This window comes from Streptomyces laculatispora (assembly GCF_017353455.1).
GTDB lineage: Bacteria > Actinomycetota > Actinomycetes > Streptomycetales > Streptomycetaceae > Streptomyces > Streptomyces laculatispora.
Genome location: NZ_JAFMPZ010000526.1, coordinates 1 through 19,047, shown reverse-complemented (window position 1 = coordinate 19,047; position 19,047 = coordinate 1). Strand labels below are relative to the sequence as shown.

The 19,047-nt window shown below is 69.4% G+C and carries 20 protein-coding genes and 1 pseudogene; 12 read left to right on the top strand and 9 right to left on the bottom strand.

The window, feature by feature from the left end; genetic code table 11:
- The 4 genes from J1C73_RS27795 to glmM all read left to right on the top strand — a co-directional run.
- Positions 1–687, top strand: a 687-nt coding sequence (locus tag J1C73_RS27795; RefSeq protein WP_207318791.1) for an ATP-binding cassette domain-containing protein, incomplete at its 5' end; no start/stop codon positions are given.
- 226 nt (positions 688–913) lie between these two features.
- Positions 914–1,357, top strand: a complete 444-nt coding sequence (rplM, locus tag J1C73_RS27790; RefSeq protein ID WP_031096418.1) for a 50S ribosomal protein L13 — start codon at positions 914–916, stop codon at positions 1,355–1,357.
- Between the two features lie 44 nt (positions 1,358–1,401).
- Positions 1,402–1,938, top strand: a complete 537-nt coding sequence (gene rpsI, locus J1C73_RS27785) for a 30S ribosomal protein S9 (protein WP_123461078.1) — start codon at positions 1,402–1,404, stop codon at positions 1,936–1,938.
- 165 nt (positions 1,939–2,103) lie between these two features.
- The gene (gene glmM / locus J1C73_RS27780; protein ID WP_207318790.1) at positions 2,104–3,462 is read left to right on the top strand and encodes a phosphoglucosamine mutase; all 1,359 of its coding nucleotides are present in this window, start codon (positions 2,104–2,106) and stop codon (positions 3,460–3,462) included.
- An 88-nt stretch (positions 3,463–3,550) separates the two neighbouring features.
- On the opposite strand, the gene J1C73_RS27775 is transcribed toward glmM, so the two are convergent.
- Together J1C73_RS27775 and coaA are read right to left on the bottom strand one after the other, a co-directional pair.
- Positions 3,551–4,522 carry a DUF389 domain-containing protein gene (locus J1C73_RS27775; RefSeq protein ID WP_123461080.1) on the bottom strand — a complete coding sequence of 324 codons (972 nt, stop codon included), beginning with the start codon at positions 4,520–4,522 and terminating at the stop codon, positions 3,551–3,553.
- Positions 4,523–4,550: 28 nt separating this feature from the next.
- Positions 4,551–5,546, bottom strand: a complete 996-nt coding sequence (gene coaA / locus J1C73_RS27770; protein WP_123461081.1) for a type I pantothenate kinase — start codon at positions 5,544–5,546, stop codon at positions 4,551–4,553.
- A 212-nt stretch (positions 5,547–5,758) separates the two neighbouring features.
- Between coaA and J1C73_RS27765 the strand changes: the two genes are divergently transcribed.
- The 3 genes from J1C73_RS27765 (at position 5,759) to J1C73_RS27755 (ending at position 7,558) form a co-directional block, all read left to right on the top strand.
- The gene (locus tag J1C73_RS27765) at positions 5,759–6,571 is read left to right on the top strand and encodes a hypothetical protein (RefSeq protein WP_307797813.1); all 813 of its coding nucleotides are present in this window, start codon (positions 5,759–5,761) and stop codon (positions 6,569–6,571) included.
- 132 nt (positions 6,572–6,703) lie between these two features.
- Positions 6,704–7,096: a helix-turn-helix domain-containing protein gene (locus tag J1C73_RS27760; protein ID WP_185095364.1), complete on the top strand. Its 393-nt coding sequence runs from the start codon at positions 6,704–6,706 to the stop codon at positions 7,094–7,096.
- 48 nt (positions 7,097–7,144) lie between these two features.
- Positions 7,145–7,558 (top strand): VOC family protein, encoded by a 414-nt coding sequence (locus tag J1C73_RS27755; protein ID WP_123461083.1) that lies wholly within the window; start codon positions 7,145–7,147, stop codon positions 7,556–7,558.
- A gap of 218 nt (positions 7,559–7,776) precedes the next feature.
- Here J1C73_RS27755 and J1C73_RS27750 read toward each other — a convergent pair whose 3' ends face one another.
- Positions 7,777–8,361 carry a DinB family protein gene (locus tag J1C73_RS27750; RefSeq protein ID WP_207318789.1) on the bottom strand — a complete coding sequence of 195 codons (585 nt, stop codon included), beginning with the start codon at positions 8,359–8,361 and terminating at the stop codon, positions 7,777–7,779.
- A 373-nt stretch (positions 8,362–8,734) separates the two neighbouring features.
- Between J1C73_RS27750 and J1C73_RS27745 the strand changes: the two genes are divergently transcribed.
- Positions 8,735–9,328, top strand: coding sequence for a hypothetical protein (locus J1C73_RS27745; protein WP_242644789.1), 594 nt, complete (start codon positions 8,735–8,737; stop codon positions 9,326–9,328).
- Positions 9,329–9,493: 165 nt separating this feature from the next.
- On the opposite strand, the gene J1C73_RS27740 is transcribed toward J1C73_RS27745, so the two are convergent.
- Together J1C73_RS27740 and J1C73_RS27735 are read right to left on the bottom strand one after the other, a co-directional pair.
- Complete coding sequence (locus tag J1C73_RS27740; protein WP_207318787.1) at positions 9,494–10,438, bottom strand: helix-turn-helix domain-containing protein; 945 nt, start codon at positions 10,436–10,438, stop codon at positions 9,494–9,496.
- Positions 10,439–10,771: 333 nt separating this feature from the next.
- Positions 10,772–11,191 (bottom strand): ATP-binding protein, encoded by a 420-nt coding sequence (locus J1C73_RS27735; RefSeq protein WP_123461086.1) that lies wholly within the window; start codon positions 11,189–11,191, stop codon positions 10,772–10,774.
- 136 nt (positions 11,192–11,327) lie between these two features.
- Here J1C73_RS27735 and J1C73_RS27730 point away from each other — a divergent pair, with 136 nt between their 5' ends.
- Both J1C73_RS27730 and J1C73_RS27725 read left to right on the top strand, forming a co-directional pair.
- A complete protein-coding gene (locus tag J1C73_RS27730) occupies positions 11,328–12,179 on the top strand; it encodes a helix-turn-helix domain-containing protein (protein ID WP_207318786.1) in 852 nt (283 codons plus the stop codon).
- Positions 12,176–12,382, top strand: coding sequence for a DUF397 domain-containing protein (locus J1C73_RS27725; protein ID WP_207318785.1), 207 nt, complete (start codon positions 12,176–12,178; stop codon positions 12,380–12,382). Before J1C73_RS27730 ends, J1C73_RS27725 begins: the two co-directional genes overlap by 4 nt.
- Positions 12,383–12,490: 108 nt before the next feature.
- Here J1C73_RS27725 and J1C73_RS27720 read toward each other — a convergent pair whose 3' ends face one another.
- The 3 genes from J1C73_RS27720 to J1C73_RS27710 form a co-directional block, all read right to left on the bottom strand.
- Positions 12,491–12,766 (bottom strand): hypothetical protein, encoded by a 276-nt coding sequence (locus J1C73_RS27720; RefSeq protein WP_207318784.1) that lies wholly within the window; start codon positions 12,764–12,766, stop codon positions 12,491–12,493.
- A 233-nt stretch (positions 12,767–12,999) separates the two neighbouring features.
- Positions 13,000–14,454, bottom strand: coding sequence for an ATP-binding protein (locus tag J1C73_RS27715; protein WP_207318783.1), 1,455 nt, complete (start codon positions 14,452–14,454; stop codon positions 13,000–13,002).
- Between the two features lie 123 nt (positions 14,455–14,577).
- A complete protein-coding gene (locus J1C73_RS27710; RefSeq protein WP_207318782.1) occupies positions 14,578–16,131 on the bottom strand; it encodes an FMN-binding glutamate synthase family protein in 1,554 nt (517 codons plus the stop codon).
- A gap of 323 nt (positions 16,132–16,454) precedes the next feature.
- Between J1C73_RS27710 and glmS the strand changes: the two genes are divergently transcribed.
- Together glmS and J1C73_RS27700 are read left to right on the top strand one after the other, a co-directional pair.
- Positions 16,455–18,302: a glutamine--fructose-6-phosphate transaminase (isomerizing) gene (gene glmS, locus J1C73_RS27705; protein WP_207318781.1), complete on the top strand. Its 1,848-nt coding sequence runs from the start codon at positions 16,455–16,457 to the stop codon at positions 18,300–18,302.
- A gap of 42 nt (positions 18,303–18,344) precedes the next feature.
- Positions 18,345–18,713 (top strand): holo-ACP synthase, encoded by a 369-nt coding sequence (locus J1C73_RS27700; protein ID WP_207318792.1) that lies wholly within the window; start codon positions 18,345–18,347, stop codon positions 18,711–18,713.
- Positions 18,714–18,950: 237 nt separating this feature from the next.
- Here the strand turns inward: J1C73_RS27700 and J1C73_RS27695 are convergent.
- A pseudogene (locus J1C73_RS27695) lies at positions 18,951–19,047 on the bottom strand (holo-ACP synthase); the annotation flags it as partial.

The following is a 19,047-nucleotide window of genomic DNA, read 5'->3' as shown; positions in this document are numbered from 1 at the left end:
ATCCCGGTCCGGCCGCCGCGCGAGCAGGACATCCGGATGCGGCTGCGCGGCGGCCGGACCGGGATGCGGGCGGTGACCTGCAAGAACCTGGAGCTGACCGGGCTGATGAAGCCGTTCGACCTGGAGATCTTCTACGGGGAGCGGGTCGCCGTCCTCGGTTCGAACGGGTCGGGCAAGTCGCACTTCCTGCGGCTGCTGGCCGGCGAGCCGGTGGCGCACACGGGGGAGTGGAAGCTCGGGGCGAGGGTGGTGGCCGGCCACTTCGCGCAGACCCACGCCCACCCGGAGCTGCTCGGCAAGACGCTCGTCGAGATCCTGTGGACGGAGCAGGCCAAGGACCGCGGCGGTGCGATGTCCGTGCTGCGGCGGTACGAGCTGGAGCGGCAGGGGGACCAGCCCTTCGAGAAGCTGTCCGGCGGTCAGCAGGCCCGGTTCCAGATCCTGCTCCTGGAGCTGGCGGGCACGACGGCGCTGCTGCTGGACGAGCCGACCGACAACCTGGACCTGGAGTCGGCCGAGGCGCTCCAGGACGGTCTTGAGGTGTACGACGGCACGGTGATGGCCGTCACGCACGACCGGTGGTTCGCGAAGTCCTTCGACCGGTATCTGGTCTTCGGCTCCGACGGGGTCGTACGGGAGACGACGGAGCCGGTCTGGGACGAGCGGCGGGTGGAGCGGGCGCGGTAGGACCGGCGCGTTTTGACCCGTCCGGGGCGGGGCGGGTACTGTCGACGATTGTTATACGTATTGGCTTCGTCGTTCTCACGCGAAGGGCCCTTACGTAGGTTCTCTGGAGCAGTTACCAGTGGCTCGCATACGGGCAGCGTTCCCGGCATTGTGAGCCCCAGCTGCATATCGCTTCAGAGGTGCCGTGTGTCTGGACCCCATCCACTGAAGAAGCGAAGGCTACGAAGTGCGTACGTACAGCCCCAAGCCCGGCGATGTCACTCGCCAGTGGCACATCATTGACGCCGAGGACATCGTCCTGGGCCGTCTGGCCACCACGGCTGCGAACCTCCTCCGAGGCAAGCACAAGGCGATTTACGCCCCCCACATGGACATGGGCGACTTCGTCATCATCATCAACGCCGAGAAGGTTCACCTCTCCGGCAACAAGAAGACCCAGAAGATGGCGTACCGCCACTCCGGGTTCCCGGGCGGTCTGCGCTCCGTGCGCTACGACGAGCTGCTCTCGAAGAACCCCGAGAAGGCTGTCGAGAAGGCCATCAAGGGCATGATCCCCAAGAACACTCTGGGTCGCCAGATGATCTCGAAGCTCAAGGTCTACGCGGGCGACCAGCACCCGCACGCTGCGCAGCAGCCGGTCCCGTTCGAGATCACCCAGGTCGCGCAGTAGTTCCGGCCTCCCCCTAAGACGTACAGAAAGATCTGAGGAGAATCGTGGCCGAGACCACTGCAGAGACGCCCGTCGAGGGCACCGAGGTCACCGAGGGCGAAGAGACCTTCGCCGAGGTGACCACCTTCGAGTCCGAGGTGCCCGTCGAGGGCGAGTACACCTCGGAGTCGCTCGTGGGCCGCTTCGGCGACCCGCAGCCGGCGGCCGGCCTTGGCCGTCGCAAGAACGCCATCGCCCGCGTCCGGATCGTTCCGGGCACCGGCAAGTGGAAGATCAACGGTCGCACCCTTGAGGACTACTTCCCCAACAAGGTGCACCAGCAGGAAGTCAACGAGCCCTTCAAGGTGCTCGAGCTCGACAACCGCTACGACGTCATCGCCCGCATCTCGGGTGGCGGCGTCTCGGGTCAGGCCGGTGCCCTGCGCCTCGGCGTCGCCCGCTCGCTCAACGAGGCGGACGAGGACAACAACCGCGCCACGCTGAAGAAGGCCGGCTTCCTCTCCCGCGACGACCGTGCGGTCGAGCGCAAGAAGGCCGGTCTCAAGAAGGCCCGTAAGGCCCCGCAGTACAGCAAGCGCTAAACCGCCTGCTCATCCGCGTTACACGTTCGCCCCGGCGGCACACCTCGTGCTGCCGGGGCGTTCGTATATTGACAGCCTCGGGCATATAACGGCATAAGACGTTCATACGCCCGTTGAATGCCTGGTCTGATTTTTTGCGTTTCGGAGCACCTTCGGAGGACACCAGTGGGACGACTCTTCGGCACGGACGGCGTGCGCGGTGTCGCCAATGCGGACCTGACGGCGGAGCTCGCGCTCGGCCTGTCGGTCGCTGCGGCGCACGTACTGGGCGAGGTGGGCTCTTTTGAGGGCCATCGGCCGACGGCCGTGGTCGGCCGCGATCCCCGCGCCTCCGGAGAGTTCCTGGAGGCCGCCGTGGTGGCGGGCCTCGCCAGCGCGGGCGTCGACGTCCTGCGCGTCGGTGTGCTGCCCACCCCCGCCGTGGCGTACCTCACCGGTGCGCTGGGCGCCGACATCGGTGTGATGCTCTCCGCCAGCCACAACGCCATGCCGGACAACGGGATCAAGTTCTTCGCCCGCGGCGGCCACAAGCTCGCCGACGAGCTGGAGGACCGCATCGAGACGGTCTACGAGCAGCACCGCACCGGCGCGCCGTGGGCCCGTCCCACCGGCGCCGGAGTGGGCCGGATCAGCGACTACGCCGAGGGCTTCGACCGCTACGTCGCTCACCTCATCGGCGTACTGCCCAACCGGCTCGACGGCCTGAAGGTCGTGCTCGACGAGGCGCACGGCGCCGCCGCCCGCGTCTCGCCCGAGGCGTTCGCCCGCGCCGGGGCCGAGATCGTCACGATCGGCGCCGATCCGGACGGCCTGAACATCAACGACGGCTGCGGCTCCACACACCTGGAGCTGCTGCGCGCCGCCGTCGTCGAGCACGGCGCCGACCTCGGCATCGCGCACGACGGCGACGCCGACCGCTGCCTGGCCGTGGACGCCGCGGGCGAGGAGATCGACGGCGACCAGATCCTGGCCGTGCTCGCCCTCGCCATGCGCGACGCCGGGCAGCTCCGCAAGGGCACCGTGGTCGGTACCGTGATGTCGAACCTCGGCTTCAAGATCGCCATGGAGCGGGAGGGCATCGAGCTCGTCCAGACCGCTGTCGGCGACCGTTACGTACTGGAGTCGATGAAGGCCGAGGGCTACGCCCTGGGCGGCGAGCAGTCCGGCCACGTCATCGTCCTGGACCACGCCACGACCGGCGACGGCACGCTGACCGGCCTGATGCTGGCGGCACGGGTCGCCTCCACCGGCCGTACGCTCGCCGAACTGGCCGGTGTGATGGAGCGGCTGCCGCAGGTGCTCATCAACGTGCCGGACGTCGACAAGTCCCGGGTGGCCACCTCCCCGGAGCTGGTCACGGCCGTTGCCGACGCCGAGCGCGAGCTGGGTGTCACCGGACGGGTGCTGCTGCGCCAGTCGGGCACGGAGCCGCTGGTACGGGTCATGGTCGAGGCGGCCGACATCGACCAGGCGCGCGCGGTGGCCGGACGGCTGGCCGACGTGGTGAAGTCCGCGCTGGGATAAGCGGTGAGTCGGGCGGTCGCGCGTGCATCGCGCGGCCGCCCGTCTGCCTGCGCCCGCCCGCGCGTCCGCCCGCTCCCAGCACGCCTGCCTACGCCTGCGTGCTGCGAGCGGGCGGCCTCGTGTGTGCTGCCCGCTGGTGGTGCCGCGTCGTCCGCCACAGGGCCTTCTGCGCCAGCAGCGTCAGCGTCCCCGCGAGCACGATGCCGCCGAGGTTCGCCAGCAGCTGCTGCACGGAGCCGGTCATCTGGCTGTAGTCGCGGTAGCTGAAGGCCACCGCCGCGTTGGCCGCCGCCGGCACGGTCGTCACCGAGATCGCGACCCCGATCAGAGCCCCGGACTTCGCCGAGGTCAGGGAGAGCGTCCCGGCGATGCCCGCCAGGAACGCCACCACGAACGACATCCAGTCCGGCTGCCAGACGAACGCCGTATTGGGGCGGTCCGCCTCGATCATCCCCACGTTGAACAGCCCGAAGACGTCCATCAGCCAGGCGAAGCCGGCCGTCAGTGCCATGGCCGCGGCGAAGCCGCCGATCAGCGCCCACAGCGAGCGCCACACCAGGCGCGGGGCGCGCTGCACCAGGGCCGTGGAGATCCCGGCCAGCGGACCGAACTCAGGACCCACCGCCATCGCGCCCACGATCAGGATCGCGTTGTCGAGCATCACACCGCAGGCGGCGAGCATCGTCGCGACGGCCAGGAACGCCACATAGGTGACGCTGAACGTCGAGTCGTCGTGCGTGGCCTCCACCAGCTCTTCCCACAGCACCGCGTCCGCGCCCTCACCCGGTGCGGCCTCCTCGGCCCGGTCGGCGCGCGTGGAGAGCGTCAGGTCCATGTTCTCGACGGTGATCGACCCGTACGTGTCGACCCCGAGCCGCCGCAGCGCCGCGATCAGCTCGTCGCCCGCCTCGCGCGCCACGTCGCACAGCACCATGTCACCGACCGGATCGCGCGCGACCCCCGGCAGCACCACGAGATGGGTGGTGCCGACGGTTCGCTCCAACAGGCTCGTCACCTCGTCCGTGTGCTCGGCGGGGACGAGCAGACGCAGATGCAGCACAACGGGCTCCTCGGGTGGGTCCTGCGGCTCAGAGCTTGCGCAGGGACAGTCGCTGGACCTTGTGGTCGGGGCCCTTGCGGAGCACCAGGGTGGCACGTCCCCGGGTCGGCGCGACATTCTCCACCAGATTGGGCTTGTTGATGGTCCGCCACATCGTCGCCGCGTACTCCATCGCCTCCGCCTCGGAGACCTGGGTGTACTTGCGGAAGTACGAGGACGGATCCTGGAACGCCGTCGCGCGCAGCTTGCGGAAGCGGTTGAGGTACCAGGTCTCGATGTCCTCGGGCCGCGCGTCCACGTACACACTGAAGTCGAAGTAGTCGGCGAGCCCGACCCTGGTCCGGCCGTCCTTGCCGGGCAGTGCGGGCTGGAGCACGTTCAGCCCCTCGACGATGAGGATGTCCGGGCGCCGTACGGTGAGCCGCTCGCCGGGCACGATGTCGTAGATCAGGTGCGAGTAGACGGGGGCCGTCACCTCGTCCTTGCCCGCCTTGATGTCGGCGACGAAACGGGTGAGGGCGCGCCGGTCGTAGGACTCGGGGAAACCCTTGCGCGACATCAGCCCGCGCGCGTGGAGCTCCTTCATCGGCAGCAGGAACCCGTCCGTGGTCACCAGCTCCACCCGCGGGTGCTCCGGCCAGCGGGCCAGCAGCGCCTGGAGGATACGGGCGCTGGTCGACTTGCCGACCGCGACGCTGCCCGCGACCCCTATGACGAACGGGGTGCCGCGCTGCGCGCCGTGCCCGTTGCCCGCGTCCCCGAGGAAGGTGTTCAGCGCGCCGCGCAGCCCGGAGGTGGCCTGCACGTACAGGTTGAGGAGCCGGGAGAGCGGCAGATAGACGTCCCGCACCTCGTCCAGGTCGATGACGTCTCCGAGCCCGCGCAGCCGTTCCACCTCCTCGGCGGTCAGCGGCAGCGGCGTCTTGTCGCGCAGGGCGCTCCACTCCGCTCGGGAGAGGTCGACGTACGGCGTCGCGGCGTGCTCGGCGCGTCGGTTCGTGCTCCGTGTCGGCGAAGTGATCACAGGTTCATTGTTGCGGGAGTTCGAACGGAGTGGGGGGTGGAGTCGGTCACGTGGGCACGGGCGGGACCGTTGCGGGTCCGGGGGATTTCCATGATCGCCCTGCCCGGAGCGCCCGGCCGGGCCGCTGGTAGCCTGCCGCTCCGCCGATCGGCCGGTGACGGTCCGGGCAGGCGGGTCCGCAGCCCTTACCCAGCAGAATCAACGAGGTACGCGTGAAGACAGGCAGCAGAACCGGCGCCGTGACCGCACTCGCGGGGGCCCTCGTCCTCTCGGCGTTCACGGCTCCGACGGCGCAGGCAGCCGGCACCGGGATCACGGTGACGGAGATCGTCGTGAACGGCGGCAAGCCCGTAGTCGTGGGCACGACGGATGTGAAGGAGCCACGGATCACCTTCCGGATCCACCTCCCCGCCGGCCTCAGCACGGCCAAGCCCGCCGCGTGGGACGTGTATCCCTACCTCTACCACGGCGGCACCGCCGCGAAGGAATGGGAGAGGAACGGCTTCCAGGGGATCTACACCTGCTACGAGACAACCGCCCGGATCGCGGACTGCGAAGGCACGTTGTACATCGATCCCCGCTACCGCCTGAAATCGACCAAGGACGCCACGACCTGGAAGATCGGCGTCGCGACACAGCTCTGGACGGCCGACGACCACCTCAAGACCGAGCAGTTCACGACCGCTCCGGGTGGTGTGCAGATCAGGCGGTGGGCGAAGGCGACGGTCAACGCCTCCCCGGAGCCGGTGAAGAAGGGCAAGACGCTCACCGTGACGGGCAGCCTCAAGCGCGCCGACTGGGCGAAGCACACGTACACGGGCGTTGCCGCGGCGACGGTCAAGCTGCAGTTCCGCAAGAAGGGCAGCTCCGCCTACACCACGGTCAAGACGGTGACGTCGAGCTCCACGGGCGCGCTGAAGACCACCGTCAAGGCATCCGTCGACGGCTACTGGCGCTGGAGCTTCGGCGGCTGGTCCACCACGGGCGCCGCCACCTCCCCCGTCGACTACGTCGATGTGAACTGAGCGGACCCGCCGGGCGGTACGGGGCCGTGCGACTGCCCCGTACCGCCACCGCGAGAGCCCGCGACGGCGACCGGCTGCGGTCCCCGGACCGCGCCTGGGGGTGAGCGGGGGCGGGCGTGGTGTGATGGCGGTGTGAGCCGCGCCGCAGAAGAGTCGAACCGCCGGATGCTCCGGGCCCGGGACGCGATGGACCGCACCTACGCGCAGCCGCTGGACGTACCCGCCCTGGCGCGCATCGCGCACGTCTCCCCGGCGCACTTCTCGCGCACCTTCCGTGCCACGTTCGGCGAGACGCCCCACCGCTACCTGCAACGCCGCCGGGTGGAGCGCGCGATGTTCCTGCTGCGGGAGACCGACCACAGCGTGACGGACATCTGCTTCGAGGTCGGCTTCGGCAGCACGGGCACCTTCAGCCGTACCTTCAGCGACATCGTCGGCCGCTCACCGAGGACGTACCGCAAGGAAGCCGCGCCCACGGGCGTCCCCACGTGCTTCACGATGGCATGGACGAGGCCGAGCGACTGAGCAGTTCTGGATAAGTTTTCCCGCGGCCGGCCCCTTAGCGTTGAGCACATGTTCAACGCAATCACGCACTCGCAGATGTACGTCCTCGACCAGGACCAGGCCCTCGACTTCTACGTCGGCAAGCTCGGCCTGGAGGTCGCCGCCGATGTCGACATGGGCTTCATGCGCTGGCTCGCCGTCAGCGTCCCCGGCCACCCGGAACGCCAGATCCTGCTGGAGAGGCCGGGGGCTCCCGCGATGTCGGAGGAGACGGCGGAGCAGGTACGCGAACTGGTGACCAAGGGCGCGATGGGCGGCTGGCTCATCCTCACCACGGACGACTGCCGCAAGACGTACGAGACGCTGCTCGCCAAGGGCGTCGAGTTCACCGAGGAGCCCACCGACCGTGAGTACGGAATCGACTGCGGTCTGCGCGACCCGTTCGGCAACCGCCTCCGCTTCACCCAGCTGAAGACCGCGTAGCGCCCTGGGCGGGCGCCGGGCAACCTGGGCCCGTCCGTCCGCCCCGGGCACGGTGAGGTGTGGCTTTCCGTCGACGCGGGCGCCGTCGGCCATGGCACCCGGGGCGGCCGCGTACGCCCGCTCGTCACGCGGAGCGGTCCCACCACCTTGCGGTCGAGCCGCGAATGACGGCGGTAACGGGGCGGCCGGCTCCCAGAGTCCATCAGGAACCAGACGCTCTAAGCCTTGATTGGTGCGGCCGACCTGGCGGCCTGCTCGATCTTCGCGCAGTGGGCTGCACGGGCTTCCTCGTCGATCTGCTTCTCGTGTTCGGCGCGCAACCCGGTCCGGCCGTCGAGGCCCTCGCGCAGGATATCGGCGTGCCCGGCATGCCGGACGGACTCGCCGAGGACATGGACCATGACGGCGAACAGGTTCGTGTTGAGATAGGGCTCCGGCCACCACGGCACGTGGCCGGGGGCGTCGAGGGGAAGCTCGTTGATCGTCGCGTCCGAGTGTTCCCACGTGCGCCGGTAGAACCCGATGATCTGATCGCGTGTCTCGTCCTCGGTCGCCCACAGATCGCTGCCGTCGTGGTCCTGCCATCGGGGCAGCGGTTCCGGGGAAGGGCGGTCGAAGACCTCGCCGAAGTACCTGGCCTCGACCAGAGCCACGTGTTTGACCAGGCCGAGGAGGTTGGTCCCGGTCGCTGTCAAAGGTCGGCGGGCGTCGTATTCGGACAAGCCGTCGAGTTTCCAGAGCAGCGCCTTGCGGTCCCGCCGCAGTCTCTCGTGCAGGTTGTCTTTCGCGAATTCATCGATCATGCGGCATGAGCCTGCCATGGGCCGCTCGTGGTCTCAAGATCCCGTACGTGGTCCGCAACGACCGGCAGAGCCGAGGCCTGGCCATGGCCGCCGCCCTGACCTCTTGGGCCCGCTTCCCGGGTCGGCTGCGCCGAGTCCGCCGACTCCACCGCGCACGGGAGAAGGCGGATTAAGGATCAATGCAGGGCGTGATCTTATTAGCTAAAGTTTACAAGTCGTGCCCGTCGGTTCAGAAACCGGAATGCGGCAGCATCATTTCGCCGACTGGAGATACTACTTGACTGCTGGTGAAGCCAAGGACAGCATGTGCTCCGAATAGATGGCGCCAAGAGAACATTCCACTGGGATCGATAGAGGGATGATCATGGAATTAGTGAACGGTCACGCACAGCCGTCCGACCAGCCGCGTAAGACCGGCCCGTCCAGCCGGCGCGCGTTTCTCGGCCAGGCGGTCGGGGTGAGTGCGGGGATCATCGGGCTCGCGGCTGCCGCGACCATGACGGGCGCCGGGGTGGCCGTGGCGGCTCCCGCAGGCGCGCAGGCCACCCAGGCTGACTGGCGGTTCTGCCAGAAGTGCTACTCGATGTACTGGTGGGGCTATCCGACCGACGGGGTGTGCCCGGCGGGGGGTGCCCACAGTGCGCAGGGGTTCAACTTCGTCCTGCCGTACGACGTTCCTGAAACGGCTAACGCCCAGCACAACTGGCGGTTCTGCCAGAAGTGCTTCTCGATGTTCTTCTGGGGCTATTCGGGTAACGGGGTATGCCCGGCGGGAGGCGCCCACAGTGCGCAGGGATTCAACTTCACACTCCCTCACGACATCACCGAGAACTCCACTCGGCAGCGGAACTGGCGTTTCTGTCAGGACTGCTACTCGATGTTCTTCTGGGGTTATTCGGGCGACGGGGTGTGCGCGACGGGGGGATCCCACAGTGCGCAGGGATTCAACTTCGTCCTCTCACACTGATGGATCGTGTAACGCGACGCGATCTCCCGGTTTGATGTCGGTCGTGGCGAGAATCGGCGATTGTTCGTGGGCGGGTTGTTCGCTGTCGTGAGGTGAGTGATTGTTGGCCTCGGGCTTGCATGAGTGTGCCTGTCCATGCCTTGCTCATCAGAGTGTGTCTTGTACTCACAGCACGGCGGTGCGGCACTCGCCGCACCGGCCGGGCTCGGGTGCTCTGAACGCGCGGTCGCAGTCGTCGCAGTTCTGGAACGGCACCGGGGGAGGGGCGACGAAAGCGGCCGGGACGGGGGCCGGGAGCAGTGTGCTCAGCCGGTGCGCCAGCAGCTTGGCCGGGTACTTCAGGGGCACGGGCAGGTCCGTGGTCAGGGCCCGGGTGACTGATGCGGGGGTGGCGTCGCGTTCGAGCCAGGTGGCGACGGCGGGGGTGAGGCTGCGGACGTCGTTCTCGGAGAGGACGAGTACGGCGGCCTCGCGCCGTAGTTCGAGCAGGAGCGCCGAGGCGGTGCGGTGCAGGTCCGGGTCGGGCGTCTGCGGCTGCGGGCGGACGGGGGCGGGTGCGGCGACCGGAGCCGGAGCGGTAGCGGTTGCCGGGCCGGATGCCGCGACGGGGGTCGCAACGGGCACGGGTGCGGGAGCAGGTGGCGCCGTTGCCGGGATCGCCGTGGCCGCAGCCGGCCGCGCGAGACGTGTGGAACGGGTGGAGGCGCGGCCGGTGCGGTCGGCGCGGTCGGCGCGGTCCGGGTGGCGTGCGGGCGGGCCGACGGCCTGCGCACACGGCTGGTTGTACGAGGTCGTGCGCGTGATCACGCGGCCGCAGGGCAGACGCTCGCGGGTGCGTTTCAGGTAGCCGTAGGCTTCGAGCTCGCGCAGGGCGGCGGCGATGCGGGCCTCGCTCTCCGGGAAGCGCTCGACGAGGACCTTGATGCCGACCTTCGCCCCGGCGGGCAGCGACTGGATGTGCGCGGCGAGCCCGATCGCGATGAGGGAGAGCTCGTGGTGCTGGGCGAGGTGGTTGCCGATGACGGTGAAGTGGCTGGTGTGGCGCACGTTGACGTGTAAGACACCGCCGGACGGGGCGCGCGAGGGCGCGATAATCTGCTGGCTATCCATCGGGAAGCGTTCTCTTCCTCGTTGGTCAGGCCCTCGCTCGGGATTACTGTCCCGGCGGGGGCCGTCTCATGTCTGAAAGTCGGTTTCGCGAGCATATGCCAGGCAACCCGGGCGAAATCCAGCTCAGTTGGGCAACCTCACCCGTGTGAGTGACGGGCGGCGGCGCCGTTCCCACGGGTGCGCGCACGGGCCTGCTGAGGTCCACCCGGGTTGGTTTGGTTTGGTGAGATTTCTTCTTCCTGAAGGACTTGAAAGCCTTTTACGTCGTGGGCCGCCGCGTCCCGGCCGCCCGGGTCGTCGTCCACCGGGTCGTCGTCCACCGGGTCGTGGCGGTTACGATCCGGTCAGGGCGATCTCCGCCCAGACCGTCTTCCGCGGGAACGGGCCGTGCTCGACGCCCCAGCGCGTGGCCAGTGCCTCGACGAGGAGAAGCCCGCGGCCGGACTCGTACGCCTCGGACTGTTCCAGAAGCCGGGGCAGCCGGTCCCCGCGTGCGTCCGCCACCTCGATGCGCAGCGTGTCCCCGGTGACCGTCAGCAGGATGCGGAAGTCCCGCCCCGCCACGTATCCGTGCAGCGCCGCGTTCGACGCCAGCTCGGCGATGATCTGGCTCGCGTCGTCCAGCGGCAGCCCCCAGGAACGGAGCTGTTCCGTCGCCAGCAGCCGGGCGAGCCGGGCGCCCCGGCGGGTCGCGGAGAGCTGCACGGCGAACATGCCGCTGCGTGCACGCGGTTGGGTGATTTCTCGGTTCACGTCACTCAGCGTGGCCGTCCGTCGCTACGCTGAAAAGCAGTGACACGTATACGGACGGTGACTGTCCAGCGGTCGTACGGGCCTGTCCACGCCGTACAGCGCCGGTGCGCCGCGAGCGGGTGGAGGCGGATGCCGCATGAGTGGCAACGACGTGGTGGACGGACCGGATTGGGCTGTCGACCCCGAGGACGAGTCGGGGGCCGTGATGGCCGTCGTCGGCCGGCAGATCCGGCTCTGGCGTGAGGCGGCGGGCTTACGCGCCTCGGAGTTCGGCGAGGCGATCGGGTACGGCGAGAACCTGGTCTACAAGGTGGAGACCGGCACCCGGATTCCCAAGCCGGAGTTCCTGGACCGGGCGGACAAGGCCCTGGGTGCGAACGGCAAGATCGCCGCGATGAAGCGGGACGTGGCGGAGGCGCGGTATCCGAAGAAGGTCCGCGATCTGGCCAAGTTGGAGGCCGATGCGGTCGAGTTGGGCTCGTATGCGGCCGATGTGATCGACGGGCTGCTCCAGACGGAGTCGTATGCCCGCGCCTTGTACGGGGAGCGGCGCCCGGCGTTCACCGAGGAACAGGTCGACCGTCTCGTGGCCGCGCGGATGGCCCGGCAGGCGATCTTCGGGCGTCGGCCCGCCCCGCTGCTGACCTTCGTACAGGAAGAGGCCACGCTCAGGCGCCCCACGGGCGGGAAAATGGTGTTGCGTCAGCAGCTCGAACACCTGCTAGAACTGAGCATGTTGAGGCACGTCGAGATCCAGGTGATGCCGACCGAGACCGAGGAGCACGCGGGCTTGGGCGGTTCACACGAAGTGGTTAAGTTGAGTGACGGCACGGCTGTGGGGCACAACGAGGTCCAGCTCACCAGTCGGCTGATCAGCGATCCCAGGGAAGTCCAGATCCTTGAGATGCGGTACGGCCTGATCCGGGCCCAGGCGCTCACGCCTCGGCTCTCGCGAATCTTCATCGAAAAACTGCTGGGAGAGACATGAGTGCGAAGCCCTCGGCCGGAAGTGCTTCCGGCCTGACCTGGGTCAAGAGCAGCTACAGCACGAATGACGGCCCCCAGTGCGTCGAGGTCGCCACCGCCCCCACCGCCGTCCACGTCCGCGACTCCAAGAACATCCCCGGCCCCGAACTCGGCTTCGCCCCGGGCGTCTGGGCCGACTTCGTCTCGTACGCGTCGTCCGACTGACCGTCGGGACAGAGCCGCTGCCGCCGAGGACCTGCCGCGCCCAAGGGTGCCGCAGGTCCCACGCGGGATGTGCCGGAACTCTCTCCGAAGACTGCTGCGGCCGGCTCCTCAGAACAGGCCCAGCGCCAGCCCGGCGAGGAAGGGGACGGGCACCAGCGGAACCATCCCGAGCCAGATGCCCATCCGCCAGCGTTCCTGGCGCGGCATGAGGACGTCGACCACCAGGATCATCGCGAGGACGACGAGACCGCTGATCGCGGCGCAGAACAGGTAGAAGGGCTCGTCCTCGTACGTGTCCCTGTCGCAGCCGGTGCTGTTGACGGTCGTGCCCGTGGGCGTGCAGTCCATCGGCAGGTACTGCGTGATGAACCATCGGATGCACACGGCGGGGACGATGGCGCACAGCCCGATGGCGAGGTTGGCCCCGGCAGCGGCCCACGGTCCGCCGCCGGCCCGGCTTCCGCGAACGGAATCCGTCCCGGAAGCTGTGTTCGGACCCGTGCCGGAAGTGCGCATGACTGCCCCCTGCGGATCGGCGTGTACCGCGCTAGAGCATCAGGGACGCCTGTTCGGTTCCCGCCGGCGGGGCTCCGGCGATCAAGGGCCGGTCAGCCCGGTCACCGCCACGCGGCGAGTACGTCCTCGGGCCCCCAGTGCGCGGCTAGCCCCTCGGCCGCCGCGTCTGTCGGGGGCCTGCGGCTGACCGCGATCAGGGCCGCGCCCTGCGCGCCCGGCACCTGCTGCGCGGACGCGACGAGTTCGGCCAGGTCCCGTGCCCCGAACGGGGTCTCGTCGCGCCATTTCACCGAGCCCACGAAGGCGACTTGGCGCGCCACCGGTTGGGTGTCGGCACCGATGAGGTCGACCTCCGGGTTGTTCTGACGGTTCCACCAGCCGCCGACCTCGGTCGCCTCGGGGAAGAGGCCGTCCGGTACCCGGCGCGCGAGCGACTCCCTGATCACCGGTTCCACCGCGCGTCCCCGCCAGGACGGCCAGGACCGCTGGATGCGTGCGGCCGAGACCTCGCCCCTGCCCCTCTCCGCCTGTGCGACGGCGTCCTCCAAGTGAGCCAGCCAGAAGCGCAGATAGGTGTCCGCGATGCGGTAGCGCTTGAGCTTGGGGGCCGCCCGGGTGGACAGGGGGAGGTCGGCGGCCACGATCCGCTTCGCCTCGGTGAGTTCGGTCAGTATCGGGGCGAGCGTGCCGTGTGCCAGAGCGCGCCCGTCGGCGCCGCCCGTGCTCGCGGCGATGCCGGAGAAGGTGCGCTCGCCCGAGCCGATCGCCCGGAGCACCCTGCCCGCCTGGAGCCGGGCGGGGAACTCCGCCGCGAGGGATCGCTCACCCGTCGTGAGCAGGACCGACGACGGGTCCTCCACCTGGCGGTTCAGGTACGCGGCGACCGGTTCCCCGGTCCGCCAGCCGGTGACCACTTCGGGGAAGCCCCCGGTGACGAGGTAGGCGTCGAGTGCGGCTGCCGCGTCCAGTCCGGTGGAATCCTGCACGTCCGCCGGGCTGAGCGGCCCCACGGTGTACTGACCCGCCCGGCCGTAGAACGGATGGTCGTACGACGTCAGCCGGTCCATCATCGCCAGGTCGGAGCCGAGCAGCAGCAGGAGCACCGGCTTCGCGGACAGATGCATGTCCCACACCGTCTTGAGCGCCGCGTCGAATCCCGGGTCCGCCTCGGAGAGCCAGGGGACCTCGTCCAGTACGAGAATCACCGGCTCGTCCGTGGGCAGGGTGGCCGCGACGGCGGCCAGTGTCCGGACCCAGTCCTCCGGGGCGGCGGCGTGCTCCAGCGCCGCGCCGTGGTCCCGCATTCCCTGGCCGCAGGCAACCGCGTCGAACAGGGCCCGCCGGGCCATAGGCGCGGGTTGGCTGCGGGTCGCCTGGAAGAAGACGTACGGCTGCCCCGAACGGGCACAGAACTCCTGCACCAGGCGGGTCTTGCCGATCCGGCGTCGGCCCTTGATCACCAGCGCCTGCCCGGTGCTGCCCCCTGCCCCCGAAGTGACGCGCTCCAGCCATGTTCCGAGAATGCGCAGCTCACGGCTGCGTCCGGTGAAGGCCACGGGCTCTCCTGAGGCAGGCGGTAAAGTAGGAACGGCTCAAAGTATGAGTGGTTCCTACTTTACCGCTCGGCCGCAGGAACGGCATCGACCCTTCAGGGGCTGTTCAGGTCCACTGCCGGTGTCTCAGACGGCCGGTCCCTGCTCGAAGGCGGCCTTCGACCGGGTGGCGAGCAACGCGGTGATCTCGTCGGCGACGTGCGGGCCCAGCTCGCCCCAGCCGTCCTTGTAGCCGTAGACACCGGACAGGGTGCGGGCGTCGTAGTCGCCGTTCAGGATCTCGATGTCGTCGGCCGTGATGAAGGCCGGGTGGGCGACGCCGACGGCCGCCGAGACCTTCATCAGCTCCATCCGCAGGGTGCGCAGATAGGCGGCGGCGCGGGCGGCCTTCGAGGTCGGGTCGAGGCCGCGGGCCAGGCGTGGGTTCTGGGTGGCTACGCCGGTGGGGCACTTGTCGGTGTGACACTTCTGCGACTGGATACAGCCGATCGACAGCATCGCCTCACGAGCCACGTTGATCATGTCGGCGCCCAGGGCGAAGGCGACCACGGCGTTCTCGGGCAGGCCGAGCTTGCCGGAGGCGATGAAGGTCAGGTCGTCGGTCAGCCCCAGCTCGGCGAAGGTGCCGTAGACCCGGGAGAAGCCCATCCGGAACGGCAGCGACACCGAGTCGGCGAAGATCAGCGGCGCCGCCCCGGTGCCGCCCTCGCCGCCGTCGACGGTCACGAAGTCGACGCCGCGGTCGCCACGCGCCATCAGCGTGGCCAGCTCCTGCCAGAACCCCATCTCTCCGACCGCGCTCTTGATCCCGACCGGCAGACCGGTCTCGGTGGCGAGCAGTTCGACGAAGTCGAGCATCGAGTCGACATCGCTGAACGCGGTGTGCCGCGACGGGGAGGCGCAGTCCTCGCCGAGCGGGATGCCACGGATCTCGGCGATCTCCGGGGTCACCTTCGCGCCCGGCAGCAGCCCGCCCAGCCCCGGCTTCGCGCCCTGGGAGAGTTTGATCTCTATCGCCTTGACCGGGGCGCCGGCGACCACATCCATGAGCTTGTCGATGCTGAAGCTGCCGTCCTCGTTGCGGCAGCCGAAGTAGCTCGTACCGATCTGAAGAACGAGGTCCCCGCCATTGCGGTGGTACGGCGAGAGGCCGCCCTCGCCCGTGTTGTGCATCGTGCCCGCCAGCGCCGCCCCCTTGTTGAGAGCCGTGATCGCCGCACCGGAGAGCGATCCGAAGCTCATCGCCGAGATGTTCACCACGCTCGCCGGCCGGAACGCCTTGGCGCGTCCGCGCGGCCCGCCCAACACCTTGGCCGACGGCAGCAGGGCCTGCGGGTCGTGCACGTCGGGGAGCAGCTCTCCGGCGAACGTGCGCTGCTTCACGTACGCGTGCCCCTGCACGTGCTCGATGTCGTTGTCGGTTCCGAACCCGAAGTAGTTGTTCTCGCCCTTCGCCGACGCGTAGATCCAGGTGCGCTGGTCACGACTGAACGGGCGCTCCTCGTCGTTGGAGGTCACGATGTACTGCCGCAGCTCCGGCCCGATCGTCTCCAGCAGGTACCGGGCGTGCCCGACCACCGGGAAGTTCCGGAGCAGTGCGTGCTTCTTCTGGACGAGGTCGCGGGCGCCCACCAGCGCCAGTGCTGTCGCGGTGGCGGCAACGATATTCCGGGCACGCATGAACGTTCCTCTCCTCGATGCTCGACGCCGACGCCATGTGGTGGCCGTCGTCGTGTCGTGTCGCTGTTGGGCGGCGGGCACGACCGAGCGGGCGTCGGCGTCCGCCGGAGAACACCGAAATTGATATTAGAAGCCCGCGCGGGTGGGCCCGTGATCAGGGTCGTCGGGCGGGGGACGGCCCGGCGCGGTCCTCCGGGGCGGCGGCGTGCTCCGGCGCCGAGCCGTGGCGCCGCATTCCCTGGCCGACGCCGTCCTCCCCGACACCCTTCGCACCTTCTGCGAATATGCGAAGAACATGGGCAGATGGCAACGAAGGGACCGGTATGTGTGGAATCGTCGGGTACGTCGGTAGGCAGTCGGCGCAGGACATCGTCGTCGCGGGCCTCAAGCGGCTGGAGTACCGGGGGTACGACTCCGCCGGGATCGCCGTCCTCTCCGATGGCGGGCTGGCCGCCGCGAAGAGGGCCGGGAAGCTGGTCAATCTGGAGAAGCTGCTGGTCGAGCAGCCGCTGTCGGCCGGGAGCGCCGGGATCGGCCACACCCGCTGGGCCACCCACGGCGGGCCCACCGACGTCAACGCCCACCCGCACCTCGACAACGCCGGACGCGTCGCCGTCGTCCACAACGGGATCATCGAGAACTTCGCCGCTCTGCGGTCCGAGCTGATCGGGCGCGGCCACGAACTGGTCTCCGAGACCGACACCGAGGTCGTCGCCCACCTCCTCGCCGAGGCGTACTCGGGCAGCGAGGACCCGGCCGAGGCGATGCGGCAGGTCTGCGGGCGGCTCGAAGGGGCGTTCACCCTGGTCGCCGTGTTCGCGGACGCGCCCGACGTGGTGGTCGGGGCCCGGCGGAACTCGCCGCTCGTGGTGGGTGTGGGGGACGGCGAGGCGTTCCTCGCCTCCGACGTCGCCGCGTTCATCGCGCACACCAGGTCCGCGATCGAGCTGGGCCAGGACCAGGTGGTCGAGCTGCGCCGGGAGGGGGTCCTCGTCACCGGGTTCGACGGGCGGCCCGCCGAGGTGCTTCCGTACCACGTGGACTGGGACGCGTCCGCCGCCGAGAAGGGCGGCTACCCCTCCTTCATGCTCAAGGAGATCGCCGAGCAGCCGAAGGCCGTCACGGACACCCTCCTCGGCCGGATCGACCCGGAGGGGAGCCTCCACCTCGACGAGGTGCGGATCACGCGGGGGGAGCTCCGCGAGGTCGACAAGGTGGTGATCGTCGCCTGCGGGACCGCGTTCCATGCCGGGATGATCGCCAAGTACGCCATCGAGCACTGGACCCGGATTCCCTGCGAGACCGAGCTGGCCAGCGAGTTCCGCTACCGGGACCCGATCCTGGACCAGCGCACCCTCGTCATCGCGATCTCGCAGTCCGGCGAGACGATGGACACTCTGATGGCGGTGCGGCACGCCCGCGAGCAGGGCGCGAAGGTCCTCGCCATCTGCAACACCAACGGGTCCACCATTCCGCGCGAGTCCGACGCCGTCCTCTACACGCACGCCGGGCCCGAGATCGCCGTCGCCTCGACCAAGGCGTTCCTCACCCAGCTCGTCGCCTGCTACCTCGTCGCCCTGTACCTCGGCCAGGTCCGCGGGACCAAGTGGGGCGACGAGATCCGCACCGTCATCCGCCAGCTCTCCGAGATCTCCGGCGAGGTCCAGCGGGTCCTGGCGACCATGGAGCCGGTGCGCGCGCTGGCCCGCTCCCTGGCGGGCCACGACACTGTGCTCTTCCTCGGCCGGCACGTCGGCTACCCGGTCGCCCTGGAAGGCGCGTTGAAGCTCAAGGAGCTCGCGTACATGCACGCCGAGGGGTTCGCCGCCGGTGAGCTCAAGCACGGGCCGATCGCCCTGATCGAGGACGGCCTCCCGGTCGTCGTGGTGGTGCCGTCGCCGCGCGGGCGCTCGGTGCTGCACGGCAAGATCGTGTCGAACATCCAGGAGATCCGGGCCCGCGGCGCGCTCACCGTCGTCATCGCCGAGGAGGGCGACGAGGCGGTCGTCCCGTACGCCGACCACCTCATCCGGATTCCCGCAACGCCTACGCTGCTTCAGCCGCTGGTCGCGACCGTGCCCTTGCAGGTCTTCGCCTGCGAGCTGGCCACGGCCCGCGGCAACGAAGTGGACCAGCCGCGCAATCTGGCGAAGTCCGTCACGGTGGAATGAACGGTGGAACGAAGTGAGCGGGGCAGTTGTGAGGGGACGTACGTGATCATCGGGGTCGGGATCGATGTGGCGGAGATCGAGCGGTTCGACGCGGCGCTGGAACGCACGCCGCAGCTGGCCCAGCGCCTCTTCCTGGAGAGCGAGTTGCTGCTGCCCGGCGGCGAGCGGCGCGGGACCGCCTCGCTGGCCGCCCGGTTCGCCGCCAAGGAGGCCCTCGCCAAGGCCCTCGGCGCGCCCGCCGGGCTGCTGTGGACCGACGCCGAGGTGTACGTCGAGGAGAGCGGGCAGCCCCGGCTGCGGGTGATCGGCACGGTCGCCGCGCGCGCCGCCGAACTGGGCGTGCGGCAGTGGCATGTGTCGCTCAGCCATGACGCGGGCATCGCGTCGGCCGTGGTGATCGCGGAGGGCTGAGCCGGGGCGTGGCGGCCGTTTCCTGCGTACGTTGGAGCCATGCGTACTGCGTACAGCGTTTCGACCGTACGGGCCGCCGAACAGGCCCTCATGGCACGGCTCCCGGAGGGCGCGCTGATGCAGCGCGCCCTCCGGGAGCCGTGCCATGAGGGCCTGTTCGGCGGCCCGTACGGTCGAAACGCTGTACGCAGTACGCATGGCTCCAACGTACGCAGGAAACGGCCGCCACGCCCCGGCTCAGCCCTCCGCGATCACCACGGCCGACGCGATGCCCGCGTCATGGCTGAGCGACACATGCCACTGCCGCACGCCCAGTTCGGCGGCGCGCCCGCCG